The organism is Nonlabens tegetincola, from assembly GCF_002117085.1.
Classification (GTDB): domain Bacteria; phylum Bacteroidota; class Bacteroidia; order Flavobacteriales; family Flavobacteriaceae; genus Nonlabens; species Nonlabens tegetincola.
The window spans coordinates 220,354-239,525 of sequence record NZ_CP019342.1; the positions used below are offsets into that span (position 1 = coordinate 220,354).

The following is a 19,172-nucleotide window of genomic DNA, read 5'->3' on the forward strand; positions in this document are numbered from 1 at the left end:
AATTTATGTCTATTTATCGTAATATCGCAATATTATAATTATGAAACTATCCACTATCAAAAAACATCTTGAAGAACTAGATGTTATCGCATTTGAATTACCTAATGGTGATCTTGTGCCCAATCATTTTCATGTGACTGAAGTAGGTAAAGTGACCAAAAACTTTATTGACTGCGGCGGTACCGTGCGTAATGAAGAGGTTGTTAACTTCCAGCTTTGGAGTGCAAATGATTATGATCACAGGTTACATCCAGAAAAGCTCCTAGATATAATTACACTTTCTGAGAAAATATTAGGAATAGAAGATCTAGAAATCGAGGTAGAATATCAAGGAGATACAATAGGGAAATTTGGTTTGGAGTTTAACGGCAAACATTTTTTACTTACCTCTAAACAGACGGATTGTCTTGCCAAGGATAATTGTGGCATTCCAGTTAAAAAAGAAAAGAAGTCTCTCTCTCAACTTACTGCTACCACTACCTGTGCGCCAGGAAGCGGTTGTTGTTAAACATTAAAAACTAGTCATGTTATTTACAGAAATTTCTGATTACTTGAAAAATATTCAAGTAAACTCTATAGATGAGCAACGCAAAGAAACACTACAACCTTTAATTGATTTTATTAAAGACCGAGTACAAGCAGATAAGGATGTTAGAATTAACTTTATTTGTACTCATAACTCTAGACGTAGTCACCTATCTCAAATTTGGGCTCAAGCTGCTGCATCGTACTTAGGTTACAATAAAGTCACAACCTATTCTGCCGGCACTGAGGCTACTGCACTCTTTCCTGTAGTTGCTCAAACCCTAGAATCACAAGGATTTCAAATAGAAAAATTATCTGAAACCGATAATCCAGTTTACTCCATAAAATATGGTGAAAATGAACATCCTATCATAGGGTTTTCCAAGGTGCTAAATAATAATTTTAATCCACAAGGAGAGTTTGCTGCGGTGATGACTTGTGATTCTGCAAATGAAACCTGTCCTTTCATAGCAGGAGCGATTAAAAGAATACCAATCACCTTTCTAGATCCTAAAATATCAGATGGCACACCACAACAGCAAGATGTTTATTTAGAACGGAGCCATCAAATCGCAACAGAAATGCTTTACGTATTTCAACAAGCCCAAAAATAGTCTTTGTAATTATAAAGAGTGAGCACTCTAAAAAAGTGTTTTATAAAACAGTAGAGAAATGTCTTCAAAAAAATTAAACTTTCTTGATAGGAATTTAACGCTTTGGATTTTTATTGCCATGGCAATAGGAGTAGGGTTAGGTTATTTTATACCTTCTTTTCCGGATATTGTAAATTCATTTAGTAGTGGAAGTACCAATATTCCTATTGCTATTGGTTTGATATTGATGATGTATCCACCGCTAGCCAAGGTGAATTACTCATTACTTCCCAAAGTTTTTAAGAACGTAAAAATACTATCCACCTCATTGATTCTTAATTGGGTGATAGGTCCTGTTCTTATGTTCATACTAGCAATTCTATTTCTGCAAGATTATCCAGAGTACATGGTTGGACTCATTTTGATAGGACTAGCTCGCTGTATAGCCATGGTTCTTGTATGGAACGATCTTGCTGAAGGAAGTAGTGAATACGGTGCTGGTTTAGTTGCTCTCAATAGCATCTTTCAGGTTTTCGGTTATAGTTTTTATGCTTGGTTGTTTATCACTATTTTGCCACCATACTTTGGATTTGAAGGTGCGATAGTTGATATTTCCATAAGTACTATTGCAGAAAGCGTTGCTATTTATCTAGGAATACCTTTTTTAATGGGTATTCTAAGTCGATTTATTTTAATTCGAATAAAAGGAGAACAATGGTATACTCAAACATTTATTCCCACTATATCTCCATTAACCCTAATAGCACTGTTGTTTACTATAATAATCATGTTTTCATTAAAAGGTGAGCTTATTGTTGAAATCCCTATGGATGTGCTTATAATAGCGATCCCATTAATGATTTACTTTACCTTAATGTTCATCATTGGATTTTTCTTTACCCGTGCGATGGGTGCAGAATATGATAAAACGGCATCGGTGGCATTTACCGCAGCAGGAAATAATTTTGAACTGGCAATCGCAGTCGCTATAGCGGTATTTGGACTTAACTCTGGACAAGCATTTGCAGGAGTAATTGGTCCACTGGTAGAAGTTCCAGCATTAATTTTATTAGTAAGAGTTTCTTTTTGGCTGAAAAAGAAGTATTATGATGCTTCTTAACCATGGGACACTTAACTTTACTGTTATGAAAAAGATCATCTTACTTATCGGTGTTTTTATGATGTTAGGTTGTTTTGAAAAGGAAACAGCCAAGTATCCAAGCAAGCAGCCTAGTTGGGAAACGAAGAAAGCAGATGTTGAGGATTTTTCCGCTTTCGCGAAAGCAAAAACATACCTACCAGTATACTCGCACATCTATCACGTGCATGATGAACGTGCCTTTGATCTTACGGCAACAGCGAGTATAAGAAATATATCACCTACAGAACCTCTTTATATAACGCAAGCAGATTATTATAACACCACAGGTGAAATAGTAAGATCGTATGTTAAGGATCCTATAGTGGTTAATCCTATGGAAACTCTAGAAATTATTATACGCGAAAAGGATTATGAAGGAGGATCTGGTGCTAATTTTCTGTTTGAATGGGCAATGAAAAATACAGATAATCCACCGCTGTTTGAGGCTGTTATGATATCTACTTATGGGTCTCAAGGTTTGTCATTTACAACTCGAGGTGTTCCTGTTCAGTAACTCGATGTATTGATTCATGAGTGGTCTTTATACTATAGAGAACAGGCAGGATGTGGCAAGTCTCGTTCATTTGTTCTATTCCAAGGTGAGAAAAAACGAGGTTCTTGCACCTATTTTTTCAAAACACATAAAAGATCATCAGTGGCAATTGCATATTAGTAAGTTGACTGATTTTTGGGAATCGAATTTATTCAAAAAGGCAGGTTACAAGGGTAATCCAGTATCCCATCACATTAAAGTTGACAAAGCGGAATCTTATAAAATCGAGCCCACACATTTTGGTATTTGGCTACAACTGTGGATTGAGTCGGTAGACGAACTTTTTCAAGGAGAAATTGCTACACAAGCAAAATTTATCGCAAGAAAAATGAGTACAGGACAATACATTGCAATGTGGAATCATAGACCAGATATATTTAAATAACTTATTATTACTAAGAGTACATAAATCATTAACAAATTAAAAGGTTACTTGGAGTGCTCCTTTTAATTATTTTCGTAGTATGACTCACGATCTATCACCTTTGCGAAAACATATTGAAGAAATAGTAAGTTTAACTGATAGTGAATGGCAGTTTGTTGCATCTCATTTTGAGTATAGAAGTTTGAAAAAACATCAATTCGTGATACAAACAGGTCAAGTTGTAGATCACGAATTTTGGATTTTAAAGGGTCTTTTAAGGACTTATTCCCTAGATGAAAATGGTAAGGAACACATACTACAGTTTGCTTCAGAAAATTACTGGATAAGTGATTATCATGCTTATCAATATCAAATGCCTGCAACTTTATTTTTAGATTGTTTGGAGGACACACACTTTTTGAGTCTAAGTTTCGAGAGTCGAGAATTGATATGTAAGGAAGTACCTGCTATGGCCAACTTTTTCAGGGTAAAATTAAATTACGGTTTTGTTCATTTGCAACAAAGAGTACTTTCTCATCTTACCCAAACGGTTGAACAGCGTTATGAACGATTAATTGACGAAATGCCGCATTTGATTCAACGAGTTCCTAAAAAACTTCTTGCTTCATACCTAGGTGTAAGTAGAGAAACATTAAGCAGATTGAAGGTATAAGTTACACATCGCCACTTACATCTGTGGTTTGATTAAATTTAAAAATGAAAAAAACATTAGTCTTATTTGCTCATCCTAGATTTGAAGATTCAAGAGCCAATGCTACTTTAATCGATCGATTATTCTCTAAAAGTCATATTACATTGCATGACCTGTATGAAACCTATCCAGATTTTCATATCAATGTAAGAAAAGAACAGAAATTATTAGAAGAACACGATATCATAATCTGGCACCACCCATTGTACTGGTACAGTAGTCCAGCAATTTTAAAGCAATGGATGGACATGGTATTAGAGTTTAATTGGGCCTACGGTCCTGAAGGTAATATGTTGCAAGGTAAAACTGTATTTAATGTTATAACCACTGGCGGCTCTAGAGAGGTGTATTGTTCACAAGGGTATAACAGTTATACTATAAATGAATTTTTAAGACCCTTTGAACAAACTGCAAATTTGTGCGGAATGCATTATTTACCACCATTTGCGGTTATGGGAACTCATAAATTATCCGAAGAGCAATTACTAGATTATGCAAATCAATATGAAAATCTCATTGATTTACTCAAAGGTGATTTTGATGCTACTGGATTATCTAATTGCTTCTTTTTAAACGATCTTGAATTGATTAAAAACCCAAATTCATGACAGGAACATTACTTTTTGAAGCAATTGTATTTCTAGCAGGAGCCTTAATTTGTGTTTCTATCGCTAAACGACTAGGATTAAGTTCTGTGATAGGTTATTTAATCGCCGGAGTCATTATCGGACCTTATGTCTTAGGTTTAATAGGTGAAGAAGGAGATGATATTCTTCATTTTGCAGAGTTTGGAGTTGTGGTAATGCTGTTTCTTATAGGTCTAGAGATTGAACCCAAGAGCTTCTGGAGCATGCGTAAGTCTATATTAGGTATGGGAGGAATACAAGTTACAGCGACACTAGTATTGACTTACTTACTTTTTACAATATTAGGATATGAATGGCAAGTAGCACTCGTAATAGCCATGGCAGTGTCTTTATCTTCCACTGCAATAGCCTTGCAAACCATTAAGGAAAAAGGCTTAATGGAAACCACCTTTGGAATAAGTTCCTTTTCAATATTGCTGTTTCAGGATATTATCGTGATTGTAATGTTGGGAGCCTTGCCCTTATTGTCTTCTCAAGATCCATCAAATGTAAGCTCAAATGGACATGAAGCAACCTTAATTGAAAATTTGCCCATAGGATTGCAAACATTGGCTATTCTTGCCTCTGTAGTGGTAATTGTGCTAGTAGGAAGATATTTAATCGTACCAATACTTCGAAAAGTTTCAAAAACCGGAGTGCGTGAATTACTTATCGCAGCAGCTTTCTTAATCGTATTTTCTATTTCGTATTTAATGGAGTTTGTAGGTTTAAGTCCTGCATTAGGAGCATTTTTAGGTGGAGTAGTGCTCTCAACAAGTGAATTTAAACATGAGTTAGAAAGTACACTAGAGCCTTTTAAAAATTTACTATTGGGTTTGTTTTTTATGGCAGTAGGTGCTTCCATAAACTTTATTGTAATAGCAGAAAGTCCTTTTACAATAGGTGGTTTACTAGTACTTATTATAACTTTAAAAGCCGCTGTTTTATACATCACGGGCCGAGTTTTTAAACTTAAACTTGATCAAAAACTACTCTTAACTTTGAGCCTAGCACAAGTAGGTGAATTTGCATTCGTTTTACTTTCATTTGCTTTTCAATTAGAAATTCTTGCACCAGAGCAAATGGATGTTATGCTGGTGATTACAGCACTTTCTATGTCGCTCACACCTATACTCAGTTTAATTAATGAACGAGTGATTTTACCTAAAGTTGGTACCAAAGAATCCATTAAACGACCTATGGATCATATCGCTAAATCTCAAAAGGTAATTTTGGTAGGCTTTGGACATTTTGGGAGTACCGTTGGGCGATTTATGAGATCTCATGGAGTTGAGGCTACTATACTAGACATAGATTCTAACCGTGTTGATTTTTTGAGGAAAATGGGTTTTGAGGTATACTATGGCGACGCTACTAGGCAAGATCTTCTTGAATCTGCTGGGATAGCTCAAGCAAAAATGTTAATCTGCGCTATTGATAATCCTGCGGTGAATAAGGAAGTTGCATTACTAGTTAAAGAAAAATATCCTCATGTTGAACTGCTCGTAAGAGCCAAAAACCGTTATGAGGCCTATGAATTACTTAATCTGGGTATTGAAAATATATACCGAGAAACTTTGGATACTTCTCTTTCTCTTGCCAGTGATGCCTTACACAAATTAGGTTTCAGGAAATATACCTTAAATCGACAAGTGCAAAATTTTATTACCTACGACGTTGAAAGTTTGAAACGATTAGCCAAAGAACCTAAGCGAGATGAAAACTACATTTTTAAGGCTAGGCAAGAACTGGAACAGCAAGAAAAACTTCTAGAACGTGATTTTAAACGTGGTATAGTAACCTACGACAAGCACTGGGATGGTGAACACATTAGGAAATCCCTCGAACAAAACGATTAATCTTAATATTCCTTTTAGTTTGATTAGGGTTTTATTAAGTACGCTTTCGCGAAAGCGCAATCATTACAAGATTTTCTTAACATCATTAATCTTTTGGTATAACTAGCTTTATCCAATAATAAAAATTAACATGTGACATAAGTCACAAATTAACTGTGAGGAAAAGCACTTTAAAATGGTGAGTTCAGTCCTCGCAAACCTGGGTAAACTATTGGAACTTTGTACCTCTTTAACCCATTAAAGTTTAAATAAAAGTTACAATATGAAAATAATAACAGCGGTAAGTGCTTTAGTGATTTTTTCACTTTTAACAGTTATCAATAAAAAAGAAAAAACAATGGATACACCAAAAATTTTAATGATTTTGTCTAGTCATAAAGAGCTAGGAGACACTGGGAAAACTACAGGATATTATTTAAGTGAAGTTACTCATGCTTATGAAGTATTTAAAGAAGCAGGTTATGACATCACATTTGTAAGTCCAGAAGGTGGTTTGCCACCAGTGGATGGTTTTGATCTTGATGACGAGATCAATAAGAAATATTGGGAAGATGAGGATTTTCAAGCAAAATTGAAATCAACCTTAAAACCATCTCAAGTTGAAGCGAGTCAATACCAAGTAATTTACTACGCTGGTGGTCATGGAACGATGTGGGATTTTCCTAATAATCAGGAGTTAGCAAATATAGCTAGTGAGATTTATGAGAATGATGGAATTGTAAGTGCTGTATGTCACGGTCCATCGGGATTGATCAATATCAAATTATCAGATGGTAGCTATTTAGTAGATGGTAAAACATTAAGCGTATTTACAAACGAGGAAGAAGCAAATGTTGAACTTACTGAGGTTGTTCCATTTTTACTAGAGGATGAATTAAAGGAAAAAGGAGCTAAAATTGATAAAGCCGATATGTGGCAAGAAAAAGTAAGCGTAGATCAACGTGTTGTTACCGGACAAAATCCAGCATCAGCAGGATTAGTAGCTCGTAGTGTCGTGGATTTACTCACTAAGTAATGCTTAAAAGCAATTATTATAAATAGAAAAACGCAGGTTCAAAACCTGCGTTTTTTCTTTTTATATAGTACTAGAATCTTCTAATGGTAAGAATTAAAAGATTGGTTCATCACTAAATTGAAAATTTGCTTTTATCGTTTTAAGTGTCCTTACGGTTTTCAAATTATTATTATTTCCACCAATCATTACTAGCAGCTACCGGTTTTGAGATAAGCACAGGTTCTCCTATTTGTGGGATTACCATAGAAACACTAAGTTCGGCAGCTTTTTTCTCCACACGCTCAATTGGGTCAGTCCAAGAATGTTGCGCTAGTTTGAATGCACCCCAGTGAATAGGCATCATAGATTTTGTTTTGAGATCAATTGCGGCTTGGGCAGTTTCCTCAGGAAACATGTGTATTTCTGACCACAATTCATTGTATTGACCACATTCAATCATCGCAAAATCAAACGGACCGTATTTTTCACCTATTTCTTTAAAATGAGCACCATAACCACTATCACCACTAAAAAATAGCTGTTCAGTTGAAGATTTTATAATCCACGAGCACCATAATGTTTGATCTCGGTCGCTCAAACCTCGACCAGAGAAATGTTGAGCAGGTGTACTAGTAAAGGTTAAACCATAAAGTTGCGTGTTTTCCCACCAATCTAATTCAGTGATTTTTTCATCATCAATTCCCCAAGCTAATAAATGATTACCTAATCCTAGAGGAGTATAAAAGACTTCTACCTTGTCTTTTAATTTAATAATGGATTCATAATCCAAATGGTCATAATGATCATGGGATAATAGAACCACATCTATTTTCGGAAGTTGTTCTATAGCAATCGGAGGTTCCTCATTAAAACGTTTTGAACCTAACCATGGATGAGGTGCAGGAACATCACTTAACATAGGGTCTATCAGAATGTTTTTTTCATTGATCTGAACTAAAAAAGTAGAATGACCGAACCATATGATCCTTGCTTCACCCTTATAATTATCAATGGATACAGAGTCAATTTTTTGAACTTGTAGTGAGTGGTTAGGTCTGGCATTGGGGATTTTTTTCAACATACCAGCAGTAGCCTTCATCATGTCTTTAAAGCTCATTTCTGTTGAGATGTTTCCTGCATTCTTAAACTTACCGTCAGTATAGTTGTCGGATTTTGTGTAAGACTGTTTTTTTTCATCACTAGCCTTGCCACCAAATTGTGGACTAGTGTATAAGAATATTACACTTATGAGGAAAATCACTCCGATAACAATACCTAGACCTAAAAGCACCTTTTTTAATATTTTTAATATGAACTTCATTTTTTGTTTACTCTATAACAAAGGTATTAAGTAACATGGCTTAAAAGTTCAAACTATTTATTCTTCTTAGTTTATGATGAGATAAGTCCTAGTTAATTAATAGTATTGATAATGCACACGACCTTAGAACATATATTATGTTCTAAGGTCGCTTTAAAACATTGACTGAATTTAAATGACTATATGATCTTGATCTTTATATTTTTCATAAAAATCAGGATAATTAGATTTAAAAGTGTTTTTTATAAATTCTAGTGGAACGTCTTCAAAATGGCCGTAATCTTCAAGGTATGACATGAATTTTGCATTTTCATTATTGTATTCCTGTAAAACAGAATCTTGGGTACCATCAAATTCTAGAACGTTTACTTGATAAATGTCGCACAACTCTTTGTTGAAGGCTGGTGAGCACTTTACCCATTGATTATTAAAACACACATCTACCAGACCATGAGGAGCTAGCTCATTAGTTCCAATTACCTTTTCTAGACGTTCAGTAGCAATGTGATTAGAAACTTTAGCAAGATGCAATCTTGCCGGTATATTAAAGGCGCGTAAACATGCTATATATAAAATGGCTTTGTCAATGCAATGGCCATCTTTTTTTTGAGCAATATTACTAGCTTTAAAATGTTCAGCGGTCAAACCTATGTTAAAGGGAAGATAGCGCCAACCATCTCTTACTTTAATATATAATTTTTCTATTAATTCCTGTTTAGATTCAATATGTCTAAATTCTTTGAGAATGTCCTGTATTACAGGATTTTCATAGTCAAAGAAGTAGGTAGATTCTGTATATTGCATTTCACAAATTTACATCATTTCGCCTCGTGCAGGATACTCTTTATCTAGTATAAAGTCTATAGCTTTTAACATGGAAGGTAAATGAGGTCTACCCCATGGATTACTATTAATCGCAGCATAGTAGATATCGTTATGACTGTCCACGAGGAACAATCCAGGTTCACTAAACAAATCAGGTTCACCTTCTTTAATTCCTTTGCTCAAATAAAGTCCCCAATTTCTAGCCGACTCTTCCGATAAATTGTATCCTAGAGATACTTTGTCGATGTCCCATTTTTGCCTAGAAAGTCTAGCTCTTTTTTCATCATCCATACTTACAGCCACTGCCTGAACACCTTTATCCTCAAAATCAGATAAGAGTTCATTGAGTTGTTCCAAGTATTTTTTACATAATGGACAATGCAGTCCTCTATAGAATATAACAAGTATAAAATTTTCACTTTCTGCTGTTTTAAGATCCCATACTTTATCTCCTAGTAAAGGAAATGATAGTTCTGGAGCTTGTTGTTGTGGAATAGGTTTTTTCATTTAATAAAAATAGAATCTTGTAGCTGGACAATTCTAAAATCATTCCTAAACTCGTGCTAATCCCTTTTTAAAACAAACTATCAACTATTAAATGTTTAATAAATTGGAATAAAGATTAAACAAAATAAGTATCTTTATTGAAAATTGAAATTATGGCAGATAAAGAAAAAAATAGAGTTCCCATGGTTAACAGAACTCCAGCCGATATGCATGTTGATGGTGTTCACTTTGATCCAAAAATCAAGGAGGCTTTAAAGGCTGAAAGGGCAAGACGAGAAACCAAACACCAAAAGGATCTGGATAAAAAATAGAGATTTATGTAATACTGTAACTTTTGTTACTGTTACGCTTTCGCGAAAGCGTGATATTTGCATAAAAATTTATTATTGATGCATTGGATTTATGAACCGTGGCCTTGGTATGTTGCAGGGCCATTGATTGCGCTTGTCATGTTTTTATTATTGTTTTTAGGTAAGCAATTTGGAATCTCGGCAAATTTAAGAACGAAATGTGCGGCTTTCGGAGCTGGTAAAACATCAGATTTTTTTGATTTTGATTGGAAAGAAGAGCGATGGAACTTAATGATTGTGCTAGGTGCGATAATTGGAGGATTCTTGGGATCCACCTTTATGACAAATAATGGTGATAACAGTGTTTCTATCTCAAAAAATACCGTAGAAGAACTTAAAAGTGAGTATGATTTTCAAAGTGCTGGTGATAGTTATTTGCCAGAAGAATTGTTTGCAATTGAAAGTTTAAACGACCTCACAACAATTGCAATATTGCTAGTTGGTGGTTTTCTTGTTGGGTTTGGAGCCCGATATGCAGGTGGCTGTACTTCGGGACATGCTATATCTGGATTGAGCAACTTACAATTACCATCTCTCGTAGCTGTCATAGGTTTTTTATAGGTGGATTAATAATGATTCACGTTTTCTTCCCCTTAATATTCTAATATGAAAAAGTATACAACATATTTAGCCATAGGAGTATTTTTTGGTTTAGTAATGTATAAGTCTGAGGCTGCTTCGTGGTTTAGGATTTATGAAATGTTTCGTTTCGATAGCTTTCATATGTACGGAATTATTGGAAGTGCTCTTATTCTTGGAGTAGTGGGAATACAATTAATTAAGCGTAAAAATATCAAAGCCTTAGGTGGACGAGATATGCAATTAAACCAAAAACAACCTAGTTTTCCTAGGTATTTAATTGGCGGAATTCTTTTTGGATTAGGTTGGGCGCTTGCAGGTGCATGCCCTGGACCTATGTATGTTTTGATAGGTGCTGGTTTTCCTACTATTTTAATCGTAATTAGTGGTGCATTAATAGGCACTTACGTTTATGGCCTTTTACGAACTAGGCTTCCTCATTAATAATGAATTTTCTTATTAATTTGTTTTAGATACAGAAATTACTGATAAACAGAAAATTAACTACTATTATCATATTGTTTAGAATTTTGATTAGTTATAAAATTTAACTTTGATTAAAATTTCTGCTATGGATAGGATTACTTTTAAAGATTTCGGTTATGCAGAAGTGTTTGTTTTTAAAAATTTTTTAATCACCCAAATAGCAGAAGGAATTGTAGTTGGCGAAGGTCATGTTCGTTATTTGAAGATGTTTATAGAAAAAACCTACGGATCAAATCCGATGGTTTATTTGAGTAATAGGGTTAACTCCTATAGCGTAAATCCACTCGTCTATCATCATTTTCCTGAGATTCCCAATCTTTTGGGTATTGGTGTGGTTGCATATTCACCGCTTACTATTCAAAATATTAGGATTGAAAAAAAATTTTCAAAAGTTCCTTTTCAAGCATTTGATAAAATTGAACAAGCGGTCATTTGGTCTGATTATTTGGTCACAGCTCACATTAAAAAACACTTAGTATAACATAAATACTTACTGTATTTAAAAAACCTCTAACTCTTAAAAAAGTTAGAGGTTTTTTAAATTATTTTATATTATTTTTTTACAGCTAATTAATTATTTAGTTTTGTCTAAAAATAAGTTTTGATGCTTCGTAAATTAGAATTGTGTATAGTAATGGCTTTTGTAATGCCCATTATTTCACTCGCTCAATCACCTTCTTTAACTATAAAAGGTAAAGTTTTAAGTGATAAAGATCCTGTAGTTCTGGCTACTGTTGTAGTTAAAGAAACAAACACACGAGCATTCACTAATATTGATGGTGAATTTTCTATAACCTTAGATGAGAAAGGTGTGTATACTCTTTATATTTCGGCATCCGGATACCGCAATTCAACCCAAACCATTAATGTATCTCAAGAAGAAAACTCGTTTGAATTCACATTGACAAAAGATGCTTTAGGATTAGACCAAGTTGTAGTAAGCGCTACTCGTAATCGAGTAGAACGTAAAAAAGCACCGGTGGTAATATCTTCTATACGTACAAGATTGCTCAATGCAACCCAATCAACTACACTGGCCGATGGATTAGGTTACGCTCCTGGAGTAAGAGTAGAAAATAATTGTCAAAATTGTGGATTTACTCAAGTAAGATTAAATGGATTACAAGGAGCCTATACTCAGATTCTTTTGAATAGTAGACCAGTATTCACTTCTCTATTGGGCGTTTATGGTCTAGAGCAAATACCCGTTAATACCATTGATCGTATTGAAGTGGTGCGCAGTGGTGGTAGTGCTCTATATGGCTCAAATGCTATTGCAGGTACGGTAAACGTAATCACCAAAGATCCTGTTTTAAATACTTGGGAAATAGGTAGTACCATATCAAGCATAAAAGGAGACGTACTGGATAGAAATTTAAATTTCAATTCATCTATAGTAGCTGATGATTTACAGACTGGAGTCACCTTATACGGCTCATACCGCAATCGCGATGCCTATGATGCTAATGACGATGGCTTTACTGAATTAGTAGAAATTGATAACACTACTGTAGGGGCAAAAGCTTTCTTGAAACCTCATGAGCGCAGTAGGATCTCATTGAATTTAAATGCCATAAAGGAATATAGACGTGGTGGTGACCGACTGGATCTTGCTCCTCAATTTACCGATATTACGGAAGAGCTTCAACATGATACATTCATAGGTGGTGCCGATTATGAATGGGAAAGCACCGATTACTCTCACAAGCTACAAGCTTATACAAGTACATCTTATACAAATCGAGACAGCTATTACGGTGGTTTAGGAGGATCAAGAACTAGGCAGGATAGTTTAATTGCCAATAATGCATTTGGTACTACAAAGGATTTGGCTTGGGTAACAGGAGTTCAACATACCAAATCATTCACAAGAGATGTAATCACTACAGGATTGGAATACGTAACAACCAATACGGAAGATGAAATTCCTGGCTATAATCGATCTATTGATCAACAAGTAAATACTATTGGGTTTTACTCACAATACGAGTGGAAACCTACAGAAAAAGTTACTGCTTTATTAGGAGCAAGATTAGACCATGTAAACGTGGATGGGAAATATTCAGTAGGAACAGTTTTGCGAGAAGTGTCAATCGATCAAACAGCTATTTCTCCCAGATTAACTATGAGTTATGACCTGACAAAACAAATTAAATTACGAGCAGGTTATGCTCGAGGTTTTAGAGCTCCACAAGCTTTTAATGAAGATTTGCATATATCTAGTGTAGGAGGAGAACAGCTCTTTGTTATCTTATCTGAAGATTTAAAAACAGAATACTCTAATGCTTTTACCAGTTCTTTTAATTACTCTCTCTCAAAAAACTTACTTCAATTAGATTTTCTGGTAGAAGGATTTTATACAACTATTCAGGATCCATTTACTCAAGTGAGCACAGGTGCTACCTTGAATAATGGTTCTATATTAGAAGAGGTACGCAATGGTTCTGGTGCAACTGTTTTTGGTAGTAATATTGAAATTGGTGTTTCGCCATCGTCCGATTGGAGGTTTCAAATAGGCGCTACCTATCAAGAATCTAGGTATGACGATGAACAATTACTCTTTGAAAGCGATGGTGCTTTAGGAGAGTCTGATATCTTTATAGATGAGTTTGTACGTAATCCTAATTGGTATGGGTTTTTAAATGCTACCTGGTTACCGTCAGCAAAGTTTAATATCGATCTTACCAGTACCTATACAGGTCGCATGAATGTTCCTAGAGTAATAAGTGACAGCGGATTTCTGCAAATAAATCGATCTAATCCTTTTTTAGACATGAATCTCAAAGTTGAAACTCATTTTGATTACAGTGATGATTTTATGATTACCATTTCTGGTGGAGTGCGCAATATGTTTGATAGTTTTCAAGACGATTTTGATACAGGCGCTACCAGAGATTCAGATTATGTTTATGGGCCTATGGCTCCTAGAACTGTATTTTTAGGAATCAAAATTGGTAAAATGCATTGATTATGAAACTGTATACTACACTCGTTTTTGTTATTGTGGCCTTTGTGGTATTACCATTAAACGCACAAGACAATTCAATAGAATGGACCACGATTGAGAATGTTGAGGACTCGCTTTCGCGAAAGCGTAAAAAAACAATCCTTTATTTTTATACGGATTGGTGTGTGTATTGTAAAAAAATGGAGCAATCTGCATTTAGAGATCTGCAGGTAATAGAGAAATTAAAAAAGGATTATTATTCCATTAAATTAAACGCTGAAACAGCTGATACTATCCAAATAGGCAATGATCAATTTATCAATAAAAACCTTAAAAAATCTAGAAACCCGATTCATGAGCTCGCCGAATTATTAGGAAGTCGAAAAGACAAACCTTTTGTAGCGCCTGTAATCGTACTATTTGATGAACAATTCAATGTTATCAAGCGTTCTTTTGAGTATTTATCACCAAAGGAATTGTATCAATGGATTCAATAAAAAAAGCCTTTTCGTAAATTGAAAAGGCTTTTTTTCTTTTTTGCTTATATATCTTATAAAGTAATATTGATAGTATTACCAGTTACTGTTGTATACACTGCTTGATTGTCACAAGCACCAGAGCCATAATCCAAGCTACCTTGTAAAACTGTACCATTAAAATCAAGAACACCTTGAGCGATATTTGCACAAGTATAAGGTTTGAGTAAAGGTTGTGAGATGGTAATTGTAAGACTAGAGCCATTTGGTCTACTTACCGTTCTATTACCCATGAATAATTCCACTAAATCATCAGTTCTTGTTAATGTTCCAGCTCCTTGAATAAGTCGAGTGTCAACGTCGCTATTAAAGTTAAATACCGATCCATTTAAACTGGTAAAACTTCCATTTGAAACATTTCGATTCCATTGAATACTGGTTGATGTTGACGTATTTGTATAAGTTACTAGACCAGATAAACCTCTTCCATTTATAGTGTAATTGCGTCTTTCTACAGTTGCTACTGCTCCTGGATTACGTAACATGTCAGTTAAAGTAATTTCGATTATCCCGGTTCGGGTAATACCTCTAGGAGACGTGCAGCCAGTCCCAAAATCTAGTGTATAAGTTTTAGGAAAACCACCGTTTGTAGTTTGAGTGGTAACAACCACACAACCATTTTTAGAAATGCTATCCTCTTCTGTAAAATCTCTTGAGAAATTAAGGTCCTCGACATCTAGAACTAGGTCAAAATCAAACGATTCTGCTACTTCAATAGCTGCGCTTTCCTTTGCTAGTTCTGTATCAGATTGGTTTGTGTTTTCATCATCACTAGAACATGAGGTGCCTATTGAAAGTAATACTGTCATGAAAGGTAAAATCAATAATTTTCTCATAATAAATGGTTTTAATGTTTAACGATTATGAGACCCTTAAAATTGTAGAAAGTTTAAAAGGACTTATTTTTTAAGTCCAAGTAAAAGTAAGTCTGGCAGTTCTACTTTAAGGGTTTCAATCTCACTGGGAGATTTCTTTGGAATCCATAAATAGATGGATCTTAGTGTGCTCAAAAGATTGAATAAGATGGTTTCAACACTCATGTTTTTGAACTCGCCTTTATCGATTCCTTCTAGTATGATTTGTTTAAAATCAGCCTCATAATTCTTACGCAATCGAATATATTCTTCATAGGAAACTCCTTCTAGATGCATCCAGTCGTTATTAAGAACAGCTAGTGAATCAGTAAGTGACAAAGCAATTTTTATATGTAAGGCGATAAGATTTTGAGCCTTTACAAAGGCAGTGCTATCGTCACTTTCAACTTGCTTCATTCCATTGGTAAATTCGTGAGCAACCTCAAGAATTAAAATCGTAAGTATTTCTTGTTTGCCAGATATATGATTATACAAGCTTGCAGCCTTCATATCTAGCGCCGCAGCTAGATCTCGCATGGTAACGGCAGAATATCCACGTTCTTTAAAAAGTCGTGCTGCAGTAGTTAGAATTTGAGATTTACGCTGGGTCATGGGATTGCAAGTATACCTCTAAAACAAATTATTCACAAAAGTTTATACCATCCATGTGATAATTAGACTTTAGATTTGCGTGTAAATACGTAGACATGCTACAAAACATAGAATCTAATCCTTTAATTGACCGTTTACCACCTCATTTAAAACAATTCATAAAACCACAAAACTATGAATTGTACACAGCGCAAGATCAAGCGGTGTGGCGTCATGTCATGCAACGTAATGTTGAGTTTTTAAGTAAAGTTGCTCATGGATCGTACTTAAAAGGATTGGAAAAAACAGGTATTTCTATTGAAGAGATTCCTTCTATGTATGGAATGAATCGTATTTTAAAGGAAATAGGCTGGGCAGCAGTTGCGGTTGATGGATTTATTCCACCAGCTGCCTTTATGGAATTTCAAGCCTATAAAATATTGGTAATTGCTGCCGATATAAGAAAGCTAGAGAATATTGAATACACGCCTGCTCCAGATATTATCCACGAGGCTGCAGGACATGCTCCTATAATTGCCAGCCCAGACTACGCAGAATATTTAAGACGATTTGGAGAAATAGGTAGTAAAGCAATTTCAAGTGCACACGATCATCAAATGTACGAGGCTGTTAGGCAGCTTTCCATACTTAAAGAAACACGCACGGCTGTTCACGATGCACAACTAGATCAACAAATCTCCAATGCCGAGGAAGAAGTGGAACGTTTACAAAACAAAAAGGTGGAACCTAGCGAGATGTCTCTCATTCGCAACTTACATTGGTGGACTGTGGAATACGGGCTAGTAGGAACTCTAGACGATCCTAAGATTTATGGAGCAGGATTGCTTTCTAGTATAGGTGAGAGTAAAAGTTGCCTGGAGCCAGAAGTGGAAAAAAGACCTTATTCTATTGATGCTGCTTATCAAGACTTTGATATAACTCGCAAACAACCGCATTTATATGTTACGCCAGATTTTGCCCGATTGAGCGAGGTTCTTGAGGAGTTTGCTAATACTATGGCTGTACGTAAAGGTGGTCATCGAGGCTTACGTAAATTAATAGATTCTAAGAGTTTAGGAACTATAGAATTGAGCACCGGATTACAAGTATCAGGAGTATTTACTCGTATGATTACTAATGAGGACAACGAGGTGGTATTCTTTGAGACAACAGGTGAATCGGCACTAGCGTATAGGGAGAAGGAACTTATCGGGCATGGAATTTCTACACATAAAAAAGGCTTTTTGAGTCCGCTAGGAAAACTAAAAGGCATTTCGCTAGCCATTGAGGATATGGGACCTCGTGATTTACAAGCCTATAATTTTTATGATAATGAACGTATAGAGTTCACCTATGAAAGTGGTATTCATGTAGAAGGTTTAAATGTAACTGGTATGCGTAATTTGAATGGTAAACTTATGCTTATTCAATTCGTGGACTGCACGGTTACTTACAAAGATGAGGTGCTTTTTACACCTCAAGATGGTATGCTGCATTTAGCAGTTGGAAAGGAAATAGTTAGTGCCTATGCTGGTCCGGCCGATTATCACAGTTTTGACCTAGTATACCACGAGAGTGATACAAAAACTGTGAAACCTGTTTACACTGAAAAACAACTTGTTGTTCATGGATGGTATGAAAAGGTACGACGCTTTCGCGAAAGCGTAAAAACAAATAACACTGTCCTAAACGATGATCAAATCAATGAGCTTACAGGTATCTTGAATCAAGTGGAAAAAGAATTTCCTGATCAATGGTTGTTGATAGATGAGATTAATGAGTTACTTACTTAAAAAAGTTATAAGTGGGAATGAGGTACGCACAATAGTGCCATTACCAAGAGTGCTCGTTAATGTGGTAATACCGTTCAATTCATCAACTAACTGATGGAGCAATTTTAAGCCATTGGAATAGGTGAGTTCTGTTTTAGTAAAGCCTATACCAGTGTCATGCGTAATTATCACAAGTTCTTTGGTTTCTATAGAAACAATATTTGTAATGTAAGTCGCTGCCGAGTGTTGAACTGCGTTGTGCAGCGCTTCGTTTGTTAGTATTAGTAATTTCCAGAAATGTATAGGTTCTAACTGCTGGTTTAACTGAGTAGGAAAACTGGTTTTAAAAGTCGTTTTACTGGAAGTTTTCTTGTAATGGTCCTGTAGAATTGTGATAAGCTTAGTAAGGTCATCGAGAGAAAATTCTATACTTTTAAGGGAGTAATCGGTAATAATATGGATAGCTTCGTTTTTAACTGAAGGTTGTTCTGTATGTTTAGCAGCAAGGGATTTTATTAAGTCGTGTTGTTTTTTTAGGCGAGTTCTATGTGCAGCTCTAGCTTTTACCCTAGCTTTTTTGGCGGCTTTTTCTTCTTGCTTAAAGAATTGAACAATAAGTATCCCAAGACCAAAACCTATAAGTATATAGTTTATGTATTCCATACGACTAAGGTATAAAAGCTACATTTAGGACTTTAAAAATTATTAAATAAAAATGTTCGGACTATTTAAAAATAAAAAGAAACAAAGAATACAGGAATACCTTAATCAGGATGCGTTGCTACTTGATGTGCGCACTTCATCAGAATTTAATGGTAATAATATCCCTGGATCATTAAACATACCATTGTCTTCTTTAGAGAGTCAATTGGATAAATTGGATAGGGAAAAACCTATAATCGCATATTGTAAAATGGGTGGTCGTAGTACTATGGCTACTGCAAAACTTAAGTCTAAGGGATTTAAAGTTATTGATGCTGGTGGAATAGGTTCTGTTAAAAAATATATCAAAAAGAATTAAAGTAGATTTTTCCTAT

General features: G+C 35.1%; 22 protein-coding genes and 1 pseudogene. 17 read left to right on the forward strand and 6 right to left on the reverse strand.

What is annotated here, in order from left to right:
• Positions 1 to 40 precede the first annotated feature (40 nt).
• The 9 genes from BST91_RS01120 (at position 41) to BST91_RS01160 (ending at position 7,388) form a co-directional block, all read left to right on the forward strand.
• The gene (locus BST91_RS01120) at positions 41 to 508 is read left to right on the forward strand and encodes a DUF6428 family protein (protein WP_085774172.1); all 468 of its coding nucleotides are present in this window, start codon (positions 41 to 43) and stop codon (positions 506 to 508) included.
• A gap of 16 nt (positions 509 to 524) precedes the next feature.
• Complete coding sequence (locus BST91_RS01125) at positions 525 to 1,139, forward strand: low molecular weight phosphatase family protein (protein ID WP_085774173.1); 615 nt, start codon at positions 525 to 527, stop codon at positions 1,137 to 1,139.
• A 58-nt stretch (positions 1,140 to 1,197) separates the two neighbouring features.
• Complete coding sequence (gene arsB, locus BST91_RS01130; RefSeq protein WP_060523118.1) at positions 1,198 to 2,238, forward strand: ACR3 family arsenite efflux transporter; 1,041 nt, start codon at positions 1,198 to 1,200, stop codon at positions 2,236 to 2,238.
• Between the two features lie 25 nt (positions 2,239 to 2,263).
• The gene (locus BST91_RS01135) at positions 2,264 to 2,773 is read left to right on the forward strand and encodes a DUF3124 domain-containing protein (protein WP_060523117.1); all 510 of its coding nucleotides are present in this window, start codon (positions 2,264 to 2,266) and stop codon (positions 2,771 to 2,773) included.
• 16 nt (positions 2,774 to 2,789) lie between these two features.
• Positions 2,790 to 3,197 carry a group III truncated hemoglobin gene (locus tag BST91_RS01140; RefSeq protein WP_085774174.1) on the forward strand — a complete coding sequence of 136 codons (408 nt, stop codon included), beginning with the start codon at positions 2,790 to 2,792 and terminating at the stop codon, positions 3,195 to 3,197.
• Positions 3,198 to 3,276: 79 nt separating this feature from the next.
• Complete coding sequence (locus BST91_RS01145; protein ID WP_085774175.1) at positions 3,277 to 3,849, forward strand: Crp/Fnr family transcriptional regulator; 573 nt, start codon at positions 3,277 to 3,279, stop codon at positions 3,847 to 3,849.
• 44 nt (positions 3,850 to 3,893) lie between these two features.
• Entirely contained in the window at positions 3,894 to 4,496 is a 603-nt protein-coding gene (gene kefF, locus BST91_RS01150) for a glutathione-regulated potassium-efflux system oxidoreductase KefF (protein ID WP_042279860.1), read from the forward strand.
• Positions 4,493 to 6,373 carry a monovalent cation:proton antiporter-2 (CPA2) family protein gene (locus tag BST91_RS01155; RefSeq protein ID WP_085774176.1) on the forward strand — a complete coding sequence of 627 codons (1,881 nt, stop codon included), beginning with the start codon at positions 4,493 to 4,495 and terminating at the stop codon, positions 6,371 to 6,373. The genes kefF and BST91_RS01155 overlap by 4 nt, the downstream gene beginning before the upstream one ends.
• A 262-nt stretch (positions 6,374 to 6,635) precedes the next feature.
• Positions 6,636 to 7,388, forward strand: a complete 753-nt coding sequence (locus BST91_RS01160; RefSeq protein WP_085774177.1) for a type 1 glutamine amidotransferase domain-containing protein — start codon at positions 6,636 to 6,638, stop codon at positions 7,386 to 7,388.
• A 169-nt stretch (positions 7,389 to 7,557) separates the two neighbouring features.
• Here BST91_RS01160 and BST91_RS01165 read toward each other — a convergent pair whose 3' ends face one another.
• The 3 genes from BST91_RS01165 to BST91_RS01175 all read right to left on the reverse strand — a co-directional run bounded on the left by BST91_RS01165 (position 7,558) and on the right by BST91_RS01175 (position 10,020).
• Positions 7,558 to 8,688, reverse strand: coding sequence for an MBL fold metallo-hydrolase (locus BST91_RS01165; protein ID WP_085774178.1), 1,131 nt, complete (start codon positions 8,686 to 8,688; stop codon positions 7,558 to 7,560).
• Between the two features lie 171 nt (positions 8,689 to 8,859).
• Positions 8,860 to 9,492, reverse strand: coding sequence for a transglutaminase-like domain-containing protein (locus tag BST91_RS01170; protein WP_085774179.1), 633 nt, complete (start codon positions 9,490 to 9,492; stop codon positions 8,860 to 8,862).
• A 9-nt stretch (positions 9,493 to 9,501) separates the two neighbouring features.
• The gene (locus tag BST91_RS01175) at positions 9,502 to 10,020 is read right to left on the reverse strand and encodes a redoxin domain-containing protein (RefSeq protein WP_085774180.1); all 519 of its coding nucleotides are present in this window, start codon (positions 10,018 to 10,020) and stop codon (positions 9,502 to 9,504) included.
• A 152-nt stretch (positions 10,021 to 10,172) separates the two neighbouring features.
• On the opposite strand from BST91_RS01175, the gene BST91_RS13045 reads away from it, so the two are divergent.
• The 6 genes and pseudogenes from BST91_RS13045 to BST91_RS01200 all read left to right on the forward strand — a co-directional run bounded on the left by BST91_RS13045 (position 10,173) and on the right by BST91_RS01200 (position 14,879).
• On the forward strand, positions 10,173 to 10,331 hold the full coding sequence (locus tag BST91_RS13045; protein WP_157546865.1) for a hypothetical protein: 159 nt from the start codon (positions 10,173 to 10,175) through the stop codon (positions 10,329 to 10,331).
• Between the two features lie 78 nt (positions 10,332 to 10,409).
• A pseudogene (locus tag BST91_RS01180) lies at positions 10,410 to 10,975 on the forward strand (YeeE/YedE family protein).
• Between the two features lies 1 nt (position 10,976).
• The gene (locus BST91_RS01185; RefSeq protein ID WP_085774181.1) at positions 10,977 to 11,393 is read left to right on the forward strand and encodes a DUF6691 family protein; all 417 of its coding nucleotides are present in this window, start codon (positions 10,977 to 10,979) and stop codon (positions 11,391 to 11,393) included.
• A 109-nt stretch (positions 11,394 to 11,502) separates the two neighbouring features.
• The gene (locus BST91_RS01190) at positions 11,503 to 11,916 is read left to right on the forward strand and encodes a hypothetical protein (protein ID WP_085774182.1); all 414 of its coding nucleotides are present in this window, start codon (positions 11,503 to 11,505) and stop codon (positions 11,914 to 11,916) included.
• 123 nt (positions 11,917 to 12,039) lie between these two features.
• Positions 12,040 to 14,403 carry a TonB-dependent receptor gene (locus tag BST91_RS01195; RefSeq protein ID WP_244895656.1) on the forward strand — a complete coding sequence of 788 codons (2,364 nt, stop codon included), beginning with the start codon at positions 12,040 to 12,042 and terminating at the stop codon, positions 14,401 to 14,403.
• Between the two features lie 2 nt (positions 14,404 to 14,405).
• Positions 14,406 to 14,879, forward strand: a complete 474-nt coding sequence (locus tag BST91_RS01200) for a thioredoxin family protein (RefSeq protein ID WP_085774184.1) — start codon at positions 14,406 to 14,408, stop codon at positions 14,877 to 14,879.
• Positions 14,880 to 14,932: 53 nt separating this feature from the next.
• Here the strand turns inward: BST91_RS01200 and BST91_RS01205 are convergent, their stop codons facing one another.
• A complete protein-coding gene (locus BST91_RS01205) occupies positions 14,933 to 15,754 on the reverse strand; it encodes a hypothetical protein (protein WP_157546866.1) in 822 nt (273 codons plus the stop codon).
• A gap of 63 nt (positions 15,755 to 15,817) precedes the next feature.
• Entirely contained in the window at positions 15,818 to 16,384 is a 567-nt protein-coding gene (locus tag BST91_RS01210) for a TetR/AcrR family transcriptional regulator (RefSeq protein ID WP_042279839.1), read from the reverse strand.
• Between the two features lie 95 nt (positions 16,385 to 16,479).
• On the opposite strand from BST91_RS01210, the gene BST91_RS01215 reads away from it, so the two are divergent.
• Entirely contained in the window at positions 16,480 to 18,156 is a 1,677-nt protein-coding gene (locus tag BST91_RS01215; protein ID WP_085774186.1) for an aromatic amino acid hydroxylase, read from the forward strand.
• Here BST91_RS01215 and BST91_RS01220 read toward each other — a convergent pair.
• A complete protein-coding gene (locus BST91_RS01220) occupies positions 18,145 to 18,798 on the reverse strand; it encodes an ATP-binding protein (RefSeq protein WP_085774187.1) in 654 nt (217 codons plus the stop codon). The genes BST91_RS01215 and BST91_RS01220 overlap by 12 nt on opposite strands.
• A gap of 52 nt (positions 18,799 to 18,850) precedes the next feature.
• Here BST91_RS01220 and BST91_RS01225 point away from each other — a divergent pair, with 52 nt between their 5' ends.
• Positions 18,851 to 19,156 carry a rhodanese-like domain-containing protein gene (locus BST91_RS01225; RefSeq protein ID WP_042279835.1) on the forward strand — a complete coding sequence of 102 codons (306 nt, stop codon included), beginning with the start codon at positions 18,851 to 18,853 and terminating at the stop codon, positions 19,154 to 19,156.
• Positions 19,157 to 19,172: the final 16 nt, after the last annotated feature.

Excerpts from the sequence above, each read along its gene's own strand:
- BST91_RS01120 (WP_085774172.1), top strand. The coding sequence starts at position 41 with ATGAAACTATCCACTATCAAAAAACATCTTGAAGAACTAGATGTTATC.
- BST91_RS01125 (WP_085774173.1), top strand. The coding sequence starts at position 525 with ATGTTATTTACAGAAATTTCTGATTACTTGAAAAATATTCAAGTAAAC.
- arsB (WP_060523118.1), top strand. The coding sequence starts at position 1,198 with ATGTCTTCAAAAAAATTAAACTTTCTTGATAGGAATTTAACGCTTTGG.
- BST91_RS01135 (WP_060523117.1), top strand. The coding sequence starts at position 2,264 with ATGAAAAAGATCATCTTACTTATCGGTGTTTTTATGATGTTAGGTTGT.
- BST91_RS01140 (WP_085774174.1), top strand. The coding sequence starts at position 2,790 with ATGAGTGGTCTTTATACTATAGAGAACAGGCAGGATGTGGCAAGTCTC.
- BST91_RS01145 (WP_085774175.1), top strand. The coding sequence starts at position 3,277 with ATGACTCACGATCTATCACCTTTGCGAAAACATATTGAAGAAATAGTA.
- kefF (WP_042279860.1), top strand. The coding sequence starts at position 3,894 with ATGAAAAAAACATTAGTCTTATTTGCTCATCCTAGATTTGAAGATTCA.
- BST91_RS01155 (WP_085774176.1), top strand. The coding sequence starts at position 4,493 with ATGACAGGAACATTACTTTTTGAAGCAATTGTATTTCTAGCAGGAGCC.
- BST91_RS01160 (WP_085774177.1), top strand. The coding sequence starts at position 6,636 with ATGAAAATAATAACAGCGGTAAGTGCTTTAGTGATTTTTTCACTTTTA.
- BST91_RS01165 (WP_085774178.1), bottom strand. The coding sequence starts at position 8,688 with ATGAAGTTCATATTAAAAATATTAAAAAAGGTGCTTTTAGGTCTAGGT.
- BST91_RS01170 (WP_085774179.1), bottom strand. The coding sequence starts at position 9,492 with ATGCAATATACAGAATCTACCTACTTCTTTGACTATGAAAATCCTGTA.
- BST91_RS01175 (WP_085774180.1), bottom strand. The coding sequence starts at position 10,020 with ATGAAAAAACCTATTCCACAACAACAAGCTCCAGAACTATCATTTCCT.
- BST91_RS13045 (WP_157546865.1), top strand. The coding sequence starts at position 10,173 with ATGGCAGATAAAGAAAAAAATAGAGTTCCCATGGTTAACAGAACTCCA.
- BST91_RS01185 (WP_085774181.1), top strand. The coding sequence starts at position 10,977 with ATGAAAAAGTATACAACATATTTAGCCATAGGAGTATTTTTTGGTTTA.
- BST91_RS01195 (WP_244895656.1), top strand. The coding sequence starts at position 12,040 with ATGCTTCGTAAATTAGAATTGTGTATAGTAATGGCTTTTGTAATGCCC.
- BST91_RS01200 (WP_085774184.1), top strand. The coding sequence starts at position 14,406 with ATGAAACTGTATACTACACTCGTTTTTGTTATTGTGGCCTTTGTGGTA.
- BST91_RS01205 (WP_157546866.1), bottom strand. The coding sequence starts at position 15,754 with ATGAGAAAATTATTGATTTTACCTTTCATGACAGTATTACTTTCAATA.
- BST91_RS01210 (WP_042279839.1), bottom strand. The coding sequence starts at position 16,384 with ATGACCCAGCGTAAATCTCAAATTCTAACTACTGCAGCACGACTTTTT.
- BST91_RS01215 (WP_085774186.1), top strand. The coding sequence starts at position 16,480 with ATGCTACAAAACATAGAATCTAATCCTTTAATTGACCGTTTACCACCT.
- BST91_RS01220 (WP_085774187.1), bottom strand. The coding sequence starts at position 18,798 with ATGGAATACATAAACTATATACTTATAGGTTTTGGTCTTGGGATACTT.
- BST91_RS01225 (WP_042279835.1), top strand. The coding sequence starts at position 18,851 with ATGTTCGGACTATTTAAAAATAAAAAGAAACAAAGAATACAGGAATAC.